Genomic DNA, 12,333 nt, shown 5'->3' with positions numbered 1-12,333 from the left:
CTCCCGGCCAAGGCAATGGCCTGATGGAGCTCCTCTTTCGTTTATCTATTTGCTGAAATTAGCGGTTCGGATGTTAGCCGATTTCTACCGGATACATGCGTTCACGCAATTGAGCGATTTCTTCATTTTCCAAGTATTCATCATAGCTCATCGTACGGTCGATTACGCCGTTTGGTGTAATTTCCACGATGCGATTCGCGATGGTTTGAATGAACTGATGGTCATGAGAAGTGAACAAAATAGTCCCGTCAAAATCGATCAGACCATTGTTCAGCGCTGTGATAGATTCCAAGTCCAAGTGGTTGGTCGGTTCTTCCAGAAGCAGTACGTTAGCACCGTTCAGCATCATTTTTGCCAGCATACAGCGAACCTTTTCTCCCCCGGACAGCACACTTGCTTTCTTAAGCGCTTCTTCGCCTGAGAAAAGCATACGTCCCAAGAAGCCGCGCAGGAACGTTTCATCCTGATCCTTGGAATATTGACGCAACCAGTCCACCAGATTCAGATCCACACCTTCAAAATAAGTGGAGTTATCTTTCGGGAAATACGCTTGGCTCGTTGTAATCCCCCAGGAAAATTCACCATTATCCGCTTCCAGTTCGTTCATCAAGATCTGGAAGAGCGTTGTTTTAGGGAGACCGTTCGGACCTACAAACGCAATTTTATCGCCTTTGTTCACGACCAGACTGAACTCGTTCAGCACTTGCTCGCCTTCCACGGTTTTACTGAGGCTATCTACAGTCAGCAATTGTTTGCCCGCTTCACGCTCAGGCTTGAAGTTAATGAACGGATATTTACGGTTCGATGGACGGATGTCGTCCAGCGTAATTTTATCCAGTTGCTTTTTACGCGAAGTTGCTTGTTTGGACTTGGAAGCATTCGCAGAAAAGCGCTGAATAAAGGCTTGCAGTTCTTTGATTTTTTCTTCCTTTTTCTTGTTCGCATCACGAGCCAGTGTAAGTGCAAGCTGGCTGGACTCGTACCAGAAGTCATAGTTGCCGACATACATCTGGATTTTACCAAAATCAATATCCGCAATATGCGTACATACCTTGTTCAAGAAGTGACGGTCATGGGATACAACGATGACGGTGCCTTCATAGTCCATCAGGAAGTTCTCCAGCCACTGAATGGATTCGAGGTCTAAATGGTTGGTAGGCTCATCAAGCAGCAAATTGTTCGGACGACCAAACAACGCTTGTGCCAACAGAACGCGCACTTTGTCATTGCCGCTCATTTCAGCCATTTTTTTGTCATGCAGATCACGCGGAATCCCCAGACCGATCAACAATGCAGCCGCATCCGGCTCGGCATCCCAACCGTTCAGCTCTGCAAATTCGCCTTCCAATTCACCAGCACGTAAACCGTCTGCTTCGGAAAACTCCGCTTTGGCGTACAGTGCATCCTTTTCCTTCATGATTTCATACAGACGCGTATGACCCATAATAACGGTTTCCAGAACCGGAAATTCATCGTATTCATAATGGTTCTGCTTGAGGACAGCCATCCGTTCGCCCGGTGTCATGTGAACCTCACCTGAATTGGCTTCAATTTCACCGGAAAGAATTTTCAAAAAGGTGGATTTACCCGCGCCATTCGCCCCAATCAGGCCATAGCAGTTCCCAGGAGTAAATTTGATATTTACGTCTTCAAAAAGTGGGCGTTTACCATAACGAAGCGTTACGCCGCTTGTACTGATCATATAAGCATACCATCCTTATCATTAGTAAAGTGCTAAACACAAAATTACCGACGGCAATAGTATAACACACAAAAGATCGGATTCGAACCGTAGTCTAAGCAGAACTGCCCCTGAATCTCATCCAATATCTAATAAATAAAATAAAAAAATGCTTCTGTCCTCACGATTGTCACCTGACAAACACCTGGATCAGAACCATTTTTATGTTTTAAATTCAATGAGATAACTCAAGGACAGATACCTTACCCTCTCTCTGTGCGTGTAAATGTTCGGAATCTCCGACGCCTATCGGAATAAGATACATGCCCGCCTCCTCGTCCTGTCTTATGACTACCTTCACACCATAGACTGCCTGAATCAGTTCGGATGTAACGACCTCTATAGGCGAACCATTCGCTATTATGCGTCCTTCTTTCATAGCGATCATCACATCACTATACCGAATAGCCTGATTAATATCATGCAGCACCATCACGATGGTCAGTCCGTGCTCCTGATTGAGCTGCCGAATAAGCTCCAAAATCTCAAGCTGGTAATACATATCCAGATAGGTGGTCGGCTCATCCAAAAATAAAATCGGCGTTCGCTGTGCCAAGGCCATTGCAATCCACACGCGCTGCCGTTCTCCTCCTGAGAGCTGATCCAGTGTATGTGTCCTGCGTTCTTCCAGATTGGTGCAGGCTATAGCCCATTCGACTGCTTCCTCGTCCTCGTCCCGGCTGGATGTGAACATGCTCTTATGAGGCAGTCTTCCGAAGCTGACAAGTTTTTCTACTGTCAGGTCAGAGGGCGCTTCGTTCTGCTGATGAACTACCGCCAATTGACGGGCCAGTTCCTTGGGCTTGTAGTGGGCTATCTCCTTGCCATTCAGAACCACCTGGCCCTTGCGAGGAACGGCATTGTTGGACATCACACTGAGCAGTGTCGATTTGCCGCATCCATTGGGCCCAATAATCGTAGTAATTCGTCCCCGTTCAATAACAGCATTGATCGCATGTAGACGATCTGTTTTCCGATCATAGGAGAAGGTTATATTTTTAATGTCCATAGGTGCGATCCGCCTTTCTGATCAGGAATATCAGGAATGGTCCGCCAATGACTGCCATAATAATAGAGGCCGGAATTTCATTGGGAGCAAGCACCGTTCGCCCCAGCGTATCCGCAAGCAACAGCAGCAAACCGCCGCATAAGGCAGAAAACGGAATCAGCCACTTATGATCCGAGCCAACCAGATAGCGGGCACAATGCGGAACGAGCAGGCCGATAAAAGCAATTACTCCTGCTATAGCTGTAGCCGTTGCTGCAAGCAGCACTGCTATCACAGAAATTAAAAGTCGTGCACGTGTCACGTTAAGGCCCAAATTTTTAGCCGTTTTATCTTGAAGGGACAAGAAATTACACCAAGAGAAGACGAGCATGGCCAAAATTAAACCAATTCCGCCATAAGTCACAATCACCTCGACATCTACCCATTTTTTCATAGACAAGGTTGAGGTGGTGACCTGGTTAATGCTGGTGACCGCATAACTGCCCCGATAGTTAAACGACTGACCTAGGCCGGAAAAGATGGCGTTTACTGCCACCCCAATCAGAATAAGTCGAATGGGATGCAAGCCAGATTTCCATGAAAATCCGTAGACCATTAGGCAGGCCAACGCACCGCCGATAAATGAAAAGAACGGCATCCAGAAATAAAGCGCCGGAAAGAGGGTCACCGCGATCAGCGAGACCAAGGCCGCTCCCGAAGAAATGCCGATCACCCCGGAATCTGCCAGCGGGTTTTTCATGACGGCTTGCAGCAAAACACCCGCCACTGCAAGGGCTGCACCCGCCATCACAGCTACGATAATTCTCGGTAGTCTAAGATCCTTGACCACATTCACCTGATCATCTGTGCCTGTCCACAATCCGGCCACCAACTGACTCAAATTCACCTTGAGGCTGCCTGTCATCGCTGAGTACAGCATGACACCGACGAGTAAGACAATTACAACAATAAGGCTCCATAATTTTTTGGACATGTCATCAGCTTCCTTTAATTCGAAGGATACAGCATTTTCATCAGCTCATCCAGCGCAGAGCTTGCCGCTAAGTTCCCTGTGGTGCCAAACAACGGTTCAGGCAAATCATAAACATGCCCTTTTTTCACAGCGTTGAAATGCTTCCAGATATCGTTAGTTTTGAACTCTTCATCGAACATTTTTACGACCTCATCCGGCATCCCGTGTGCAGCGCGCAAAATGATATCGGGATTGGATTGCTGCAAGGCTTCGGTATTATGGGCTATGAACTCCACCTTTTCACCCTGAACCACATTGGTTCCGCCTGCAATTTTAACCAAATCCCCAATATAGGAATGTTCGGTAGCCACCAGATAGCTTCCCGGAACACCCAGTAGAATTAGTACTTTAGGAGACTTCTTGCCTTTAATTTTTTGCTGAATCTCAGTAACTTTGGCATCCAAGGCCCCATTAATCTCTTTCGCCTTTTCAGCTTTATCAAATCGGTCTCCCAGCTTTTGAATTTCCTTTTGCATATTCGCAAGGCTTTCAAAATTCAAAAACTCAGCATTAATGTTTAGGTCCTTAAACTTAGGCTCCAAATCATATTTGAGTGTGGTCACCGAAAGCACATCTGTAGGTTTCAAGGACATTACTTTTTCCATATCAGGACTCATCGGATTTCCCACATCAGGGACATCCTTGTAACGATCAGGCAATACTTTGGTGCTTGTCGGCTTGCCAGCCAAATCCAAGCCCAGCGCATCCGTAATTTCAGAAATGGCTACTGTAGTCGCCACTATACGTGGAGTTGCTGTTTTATCATCAGACGACTTTCCGCTTGCATCTGATGCCGCCGTTGAAGTCGAACCATCGCTATGGTCCTGTCCAGCCTGTGCTCCCCCGGAGCATCCGGCCAGCAATAAGATCATGATGCCGATTAACATATAGAAACCAAACGCTTTCCTTTGAGCCAAAGCTGCATACTGTTTCATGAAAATCCAATCACCTCAATTCAAAATATAGAGCAACAGCGTGAGTCCCAATTTTTTCGGGTGGATTTTTGCAAATTCCTCGGGTATGTAAATGCTGACAAGTCTTGATGCCGGGGCACCAAGACTTGCTCGCATACAAACTTTGCTGTTATTTAGGCTTCATTGATGTCATAACCTGAGATTATTTCACCTTTAGGCTTGCTTCATCAAATTGGAACTGAACCGTATACCAGTGATCATACGGTACTCCGCCAAGGACCAAACCAGGCACAATAACGTGTGTGTAAGCACTGATTTTCTGAGACAAGTCCCCTACCTCAAATTGAACGATACGTGTATCACCGGATGTCGAGATCACTTCCACATCTTTTAGGGTACCGTTTTGCTCTACTTGTAGAGTCGGCATCCAAGAGCTGTTTTTCAAAGTGATTTGGATATAGCGCTTGTCTCCCTTTTCAATCAATGTGGCTGGCTTATCGAGATAACCATCCATAACGGACGCTTCATTCGTTTTGTCTTTAAATACGTTGTAATTGATCGTGTATTGCTTCTCGGAAGCAGGTTGAACTGGTTGCTCAACTGCTGGTTTTGCTTCAGCTACCGAGGTGGTCGTTTCTGTTGCTTTGTCCGTAGAAGCTGCTGCCGATTCAGTAGCGGTTGCGGTTGCAGTTGTAGCTGCATTAACTCCTTCACCTTTGAGCGATGCACGGTCAAATTGAATCTGTCCGCCGAATTTCTCATTAAAAATGTATTTCTCAGGCAGATATACCTGTGTGTACACACTCAGCTTTTTATCCAGATCGGGTACTTCGAAGGCAATTGTGTGTGTATCACCTTTTGTGTCGGTACCCACAATCGTCGGATTCGCGTAGCGGCCCTCAAAGTCCGTTTGGAATAATTTCAAAGCCTGATTGTCTGTTACGGTTACATGAGCCTGAACCTTACCATTTTTCACAATCAACTTGGCCAGACTCTGTACAAATGGAGCCACCAAAGAATCCTTGTCCGTTCCGTTTGCAAGCACACGGAAGTTCGCAGTGTACTCTCCATCGGCTAAGTTATTTTTCCCCTGTTCTACTTCGTCTGCTTTGGTTTCGTTGTGATAAGATACATTACTGGTATCGAATTTAAATTCAAAATCATATACCTTTTCTACTCGATCCTCCGCCTTGAAAACCATCGGAGCGCTACTTGCCACTTTTGGAGCTTCGTAGACAACCAGTTGACCTTTTACGTTGTTCTTAAAGTCACTTACACTGAAACGAACGTCCTTCGTATTACTTGCTGCATCTTCCCGGGTCACTTCTGCATCCTGATAACCTCCACTTGCGTTATCCCAAATGCGCAGCGCCTTAACTTCATTGCTGTTTTGCAGCTTCAGACCTACAAACCGTTTGTCGCCTTCCACGACCAATTGCGCTGGTTCATTAGTGATGAAGCGTTGAGCCGGAGATTCAGATCCTGTGATGCCATCTGGCAGCACAATGGTGAATTTCAATGCATATTTCCCATTGGCAAGCTTGTCAAAATCCAATTTAACGATAGGATCAGCCGCACCTGAAGAGGTAGGCTCAACAAAGCTACGAATGGTAGCAGGCTCGAATTGGAACTGCACATCATATACGTGGTCATAAGGGATGCCACCCAAATCTAATCCAGGTACGATGACATGCGTGTTCACTGTAACTTTATCTGACAGATTAGGTACTTCAAATTGTACTGTTCTTGTGTCTGCAGAGGTGGATTGTTCAACCACCTGAGCTTCAGAACCATTTACTTTAAACGTTTTAATCCAACTGCTCTTGTCCATTTTAATTTGAATGATATTTTTACCAGACTGTTTTAACAGTGTGGCTGGCTTTTGCATATATCCATCCATCACAGATATTTCATTGCTTCCGTTTTTGAGTACGGAGAAATCAATGCTGTATCTGCCATTTTCCACTGGAGTTGTGGTTCCGTTATCCGGTCCTTTAGCTGTAATGCTGCTGCGATCAAATTGAAGACGAAGCTTATGATCCATCTCATAAACCCCACCTGGATAGGTCGTGCTCACATGCACCTGTGCATTCAGAATAGCGTCCAAATCGGCCACCTTGAATTTCACAACACGTGTATTCGCATTCTTATCCTCACTAACGATATCTGCATCTGTCAACGTCCCGTTTTGTTCTGTTTTGAACTCTGTCACGGTGGTGCTGTCTTTAATCGTAAAGGAGGCTTCATACTTGCCCTTCGATACCGTCAGCGTAGCCGGAGACAATAAATATTGCGCCATGGCCGATTTTTGATCTTTGGTTGCATGCAACGCATCGAAATTGATCGAATACGTTCCATCTGCTAAATTTTTTCCGGGCGTGCCTGGTGTGCCTGGCGTCTCAGGATCAACCGGGGTTGGAGCATTCGTAATGCTGTTTTTGTCAAATTGAAGTCGAAGCTTATGATCCATCTCATAAACCCCACCTGGGTAGGTCGTGCTTACATGGACCTGTGCATTCAAAATCGCGTCCAAATCGGCTACTTTGAATTTCACAACACGTGTATTGGCTGTCTTGTCCTCGCTTACAATATCTGCATCCGTTAATGTCCCGTTTTGTTCTGTCTTGAACTCTGTTACGGTAGTGCTGTCTTTAATGGTAAAGGAAACCTCTTTTTGTCCTTTTGCTACCGTTAAAGTCGCTGGAGATAACAGATATTGCGCCATTGCGGATGGCTGATCTTTGGTTGCATGCAGGGTATTAAAGTTAATAGCATACGTTCCATCTGCCAAGCTAGGTGATGTAGGTGCAGAAGCCAATTGAAGATCTACATTATAGGTATGCACGTAGCCCAGTTCAGGCCAGTTGATACTTACCCATGCGCTTAACTTAGCAGGTATTTCTTTAACCTCGAATTCGATAACTCGTGTATTCGCAGTTTTGTCTTCACTTACTGTAGCAACATTAGTTAATACTCCGTTTTGTTCTACCTTAAAACCATCAATCTGCTCACTCTTTTTCAAGGTAAAACGAACATACTTCTTGCCATTACGTTCAATCAAGGTGCCTGGTTTCCCCGTATACCCATCCATCATAGAAACTTCATTCGTTCCATCCTTCAAAAGAGTGAAGTCCAGATTGGATGTCGTTTCTGGAGAGCTTCCATTTTTTGTGATACTATTTTTATCGAACTGAAGACGAAGTTTATGGTCCATCTCATAAACCCCACCTGGATAAGTCGTGCTCACATGGACCTGTGCATTCAAAATTGCGTCCAAATCAGCAACCTTGAATTTCACAACACGCGTGTTGGCTGTCTTGTCCTCGCTTACAATGTCTGCATCCGTTAATGTCCCGTTTTGTTCTGTCTTGAACTCTGTTACGGTAGTGCTGTCTTTAATGGTGAAGGAAACTTCCTTTTGTCCTTTTGCTACCGTTAAAGTCGCTGGAGACAACAGATATTGCGCCATGGTTGATGGCTGATCTTTGGTTGCATGCAAGGTATTAAAGTTGATAGCATACGTTCCATCTGCCAAGGTCGGTGGTGTACTAGGGTCAGGTGTAATACTTGTGTCAAACTTGATTTGAACATGATACCAATGATCGTAAGGTACTCCTCCCAGTTCCAAACCAGGCACAATCACGTGAGTGTAAGCATTTAAGCTATTGGACAAGTTATTTACTTCAAACTCAACTGTACGCTGATTAGCGTCACTTACCTCCGAAATAGTTGCCGCTTCTACAAATTTACCGTTTTGCTCTGTTTGAAATGAAGGAATCCAGCTACTGTAATTAAACGTTAGTTGGATATACCATTTATCTCCTTTTTGAACGAGCTTTGCAGGTTTTAAAGCGTAACCATCCATCACAGAAACTTCTTCCGATTTGTCCTTCAGTATTGTGAAATTAAGGACACCCGGCTTTAAGGGAACTTCCGGCTCAGGTGAAGGGGTAGGAGGAGTTACAGATCCCTCTTTTACAGCTATAGTTGATGGGTCGAATTCAATCCAATTTTGTCTAAGTCTGTTATTATAAATGTAGTTCACATCAATTTTCTGATCCAAATTATACACATCAAATGTTACTGTTCGTGGTTCATACGTCTTGTCCCCTTTGACTAAATCTGAAATATGGGCAGGGACGTTTTCTCCGTTTTGTTTAAATTCGATATCGGTAAAGGGTGTATTAGGATTGTCGAGAATTAAAGAAACATGATAAGTATCCTGTTCAACTGTAAACGTAGCCGGTTTAAGGAACATATCATTATACGGGGAAATACCTACTCCCGATGCTTTACTTTCGTTTTTCACCACGTAGTTAATAGAATATACATTAGAATCTTGCATAATGCTGGAACTCGGTGTCTCAACAGCTGCTACTGTGTAAGTACTTGCTACATCTTCTGTTGGAATCACTTCTACTGGGCTCGGCTCTACCGAATATACATCTTGAGTCACTGAGGACTCGGAAACACTGGATTCAATTGATGGGTTTGTCTCATCAGACGCAGATGCAGTCGGAGCAAATGGGAAAACAACTGAAAGTAGCATAATAATAGCCACAAACGTCATCAAGTATTTTTTAAATTGCCTTTTCAAGTGTATTAATCCCCCTACTTAAAATATACTCATTTGGAACTCTAGGGAATCCCAAATGAGTATAAGATCAATGTATAATTACTCCATTATTAAATGGAATCTTCGTCAAACAAAAATTGAACAGTGTAGTCGTGGTCATATGGAATGCCGCCAGTGTATTCTTTTGGTACACTTACATGCAACTTAACGTTCAATTTTTGAGCAAAATTACTTACAGGAAACTCTACTATTCTTGTATCACCCGATGTACTTACCACAGTCGCGTTCACATACTGGCCGTTTTGTTGAGTTTTGAATTCAGTGACCCAAGCACTTTTAGTAATAGCTACTCTAACTTTGTATTGACCATTAGTAGCGATTAACGTAGCTGGTTTGGCGACATAACCGTTCGAGTCCATATAGGAGGTTTCATTGGTACCATCCTTGTACACTGTATAGTCAATGTTGTACGTTCCATTAGGCAAAGCCGCGTTCGCTTGATTAGCTGAGAATGGGGCTAGTACCACAAAAACAAGCGCAGCCATCAATACAGTAAGCATTACTTTTTTTAGAGACAATTTCTCCATACGATTCATAATCATGTTCATGTTTTAATCTCCTTTTACGTTTTATTTTGGATTAGATTTCGTCGAATTGCAGTTGTACATCGTACTTGCCTGTGTAGCCAATCACTGGGATGGTAATTTCAGCGTAAGCATTTACTTTGGCATTCAGGTCAGCCACTTCGAATTCCACGACACGAGTGTTGTTCGCCGTATTTGTGCTTACTACAGTCGCATCTTGCAATACGCCATTTTGCTCTACTTTGAACGCCGTAATCAGATTGCTGCTTTTCACAGTCAGACGAACAACATTTTTGCCATTAGCTACCGTAACCTGAGCAGGCTTCGTCAGATAGCTGTCCAATCGAGAAGTTTCATTGGTTTGATCCTTCAGAACGGTATAATCTACGTTATACGTGCCGTCGGCTGCTGCTGCTTTAGCAGAAAGTGGAGCCATCAGTGCAAAAACAAGTGCTGTCATGATCAGTGCTACGAATGCCCTCTTGAAAGAAAATTGCTCAAAGCGATTCATTACCATATTCATATCTACACACACTCCTCAATTTTTTATGCTTGAATTTATGTTGATTTTATGAACGATAAAGATGGCTTCAATTTACTTTTTGGAAGATTTGGCTGATTTCGCTGACTGGACGGCTGCAACTTTTTTGATGCTTTTGGAATCAAAAGCGAAGCGGATCGTATAGTCATGATCGTAATTGTAAGCAGGAACAGTAACATGGATTTTAGAGATCAACGGACTGTTGACACTCGCAATGGGAAATTGCACGGTGCGAGTATCGGCTTTGGCATCCTTTTGGATGACCTTGGTATCGATGATTTTACCTTTGTAATCCACTTTAAACCCGGTTGTCCATTCGCTATGATTCAGCTTAATTTGCATGGTCATTTGACCTTTTTTTACATACAACTTAGCTGGTTTTTCAAAATAATCATTAGCCATGGACACCGAATCATTTTCTGCCTTGAGAATATTGTATTTGAGCGTGTATGTACCATCCGCCAATTTTGGAGAAGCCGCAGCGGCTCCTACAGATGACGAAGTTGGCCAAAAGCTCAGCACACTCACCAGCAGAAACACAGCAATAATTGCAGAATACCCCTTCTTCATTTTGACAGCAGTCCCTCCCCACGAGAATAAACTAATTGATTATCATTCTCAATTGATAATTTAAAAAAAATAGCTCTTTTCGAGCTTGTCTCCCCACCTCTCTATTCCATAATTTCGCAAAATCAAGTAAACCCATCACCAATATATCTTACACTTTTCGAAAATGTCAATATGTATTTGTGTGTACGTAATCCCTTGATATATGCTATTTTTTAATAAAAATTTGTAGTTCTTTCTTCTATAATTCGAATGACTCTCTTTTGTTTTTAGTTCAAAATTTATTTAAAAAATTGCTTTTTTTCAATTGACAATACTCAGTGATATTCATTATCATTCTCTTATACATAAATGAAAATGATTATCATTATTGTTTAACTTGAAAATTGCAGGAGGAATAACATGAAATCTTATGTGTTGTGGTCGTCCGCAGCGCTTTTATTGGCAGTTACCGGATGTAGTAATGGTACCTCCGCAGATCACAAACCAGCCAGCGCTTCCGTATCTACCGCTTCAAGCACGACAAGCGGCGCGACGATTCAAGTTACTGATTTTTCAAAACGGACGTTGGCGTTTCAAAAGGTCCCTCAACATATCGTTGCGCTCAGCAATGGCGATCTGGATATTATTTACGCATTAGGCGGGACAGCCGTGGGCAGACCCAACTCCAATGGACCTTCCGTCGTACCTGCTGCTGAAAACGTTCAGCAAATAGGCTCCACCCATGAAGTGGATCTGGAGAAAATCACGATGCTCAAACCGGATGTCGTGCTAGGCAATTATCCTATGAATGAAAAAGACATTCCAGCTATTGAAGGAGTCGGTTCACAACTACTGCTGACTGGGGCCAATTCAGTTCAGGATATCCAGTCACAAATTACCCTGTTCGGACAATTACTGCAAAAGCAGGCCGGGGCCGTAAAGCTGAACCAACAAATTGACCAACAGGTAGTCAAGCTGCAAAAAGAAACAGCCTCTACCTCCAAACCGAAGGTGTTGCTGGTTTACGGAGCCCCGGCCACGTACATGGCGGCGCTGCCGAATTCTCTAGGCGGAAATATTTTGGAAGTTGCAGGTGGCTCCAATATCGCCGCTGATTTTCCGGGCCTGCAAAATTTCCCGCAATATGCACAGTTGAACACAGAACGCATCGTACAAGCTGACCCCGATTACATTTTCATCATGACCCATGGTAATACGGAAGAGGTTAAAGCCGCATTTATAAAGGAAATGCAGGAAAATGCAGCTTGGAACGGAATCAGGGCAGTCCAAAACAATCAGGTCGAAGTTTTACCTTCAGATTTGTTCGGGACGAATCCGGGGACACGGGTCACTAAAGCGCTGGATTTGATGCACCAAAAGCTGTATCCGGCGAAATAGGCGATGACG

At 43.9% G+C, this 12,333-nt stretch carries 9 protein-coding genes; 1 reads left to right on the top strand and 8 read right to left on the bottom strand.

The genetic code is table 11. The features are described 5' to 3' along the window. Nucleotides 1-73 precede the first annotated feature (73 nt). From ACXHJ1_RS11140 to isdC, 8 genes are all read right to left on the bottom strand, one after another. Nucleotides 74-1,702 carry an ABC-F family ATP-binding cassette domain-containing protein gene (locus ACXHJ1_RS11140; protein ID WP_016820289.1) on the bottom strand — a complete coding sequence of 543 codons (1,629 nt, stop codon included), beginning with the start codon at nt 1,700-1,702 and terminating at the stop codon, nt 74-76. A 214-nt stretch (nt 1,703-1,916) separates the two neighbouring features. Beyond that, nucleotides 1,917-2,750 (bottom strand): ABC transporter ATP-binding protein, encoded by an 834-nt coding sequence (locus tag ACXHJ1_RS11135; protein ID WP_457906069.1) that lies wholly within the window; start codon nt 2,748-2,750, stop codon nt 1,917-1,919. After that, nucleotides 2,740-3,723 (bottom strand): FecCD family ABC transporter permease, encoded by a 984-nt coding sequence (locus ACXHJ1_RS11130; protein WP_016820291.1) that lies wholly within the window; start codon nt 3,721-3,723, stop codon nt 2,740-2,742. Before ACXHJ1_RS11130 ends, ACXHJ1_RS11135 begins: the two co-directional genes overlap by 11 nt. A 14-nt stretch (nt 3,724-3,737) precedes the next feature. After that, nucleotides 3,738-4,697, bottom strand: a complete 960-nt coding sequence (gene isdE, locus ACXHJ1_RS11125; RefSeq protein ID WP_257126289.1) for a heme ABC transporter substrate-binding protein IsdE — start codon at nt 4,695-4,697, stop codon at nt 3,738-3,740. A 181-nt stretch (nt 4,698-4,878) separates the two neighbouring features. Further along, nucleotides 4,879-9,273 carry an NEAT domain-containing protein gene (locus ACXHJ1_RS11120; protein ID WP_457906068.1) on the bottom strand — a complete coding sequence of 1,465 codons (4,395 nt, stop codon included), beginning with the start codon at nt 9,271-9,273 and terminating at the stop codon, nt 4,879-4,881. An 89-nt stretch (nt 9,274-9,362) separates the two neighbouring features. Then, nucleotides 9,363-9,860: an NEAT domain-containing protein gene (locus ACXHJ1_RS11115; protein ID WP_107734556.1), complete on the bottom strand. Its 498-nt coding sequence runs from the start codon at nt 9,858-9,860 to the stop codon at nt 9,363-9,365. Between the two features lie 31 nt (nt 9,861-9,891). Further along, a complete protein-coding gene (locus tag ACXHJ1_RS11110) occupies nt 9,892-10,359 on the bottom strand; it encodes an NEAT domain-containing protein (RefSeq protein WP_019688605.1) in 468 nt (155 codons plus the stop codon). Nucleotides 10,360-10,431: 72 nt separating this feature from the next. Next, entirely contained in the window at nt 10,432-10,947 is a 516-nt protein-coding gene (gene isdC / locus ACXHJ1_RS11105) for a heme uptake protein IsdC (protein WP_017425961.1), read from the bottom strand. A gap of 399 nt (nt 10,948-11,346) precedes the next feature. Between isdC and ACXHJ1_RS11100 the strand changes: the two genes are divergently transcribed. Next, entirely contained in the window at nt 11,347-12,324 is a 978-nt protein-coding gene (locus ACXHJ1_RS11100) for an ABC transporter substrate-binding protein (protein ID WP_019688606.1), read from the top strand. Nucleotides 12,325-12,333: the final 9 nt, after the last annotated feature.

The organism is Paenibacillus sp. ALE2 (genome assembly GCF_054113385.1).
Note: the sequence above shows the minus strand (reverse complement) of the source record. Positions and strands in the feature narration are given on the sequence as shown.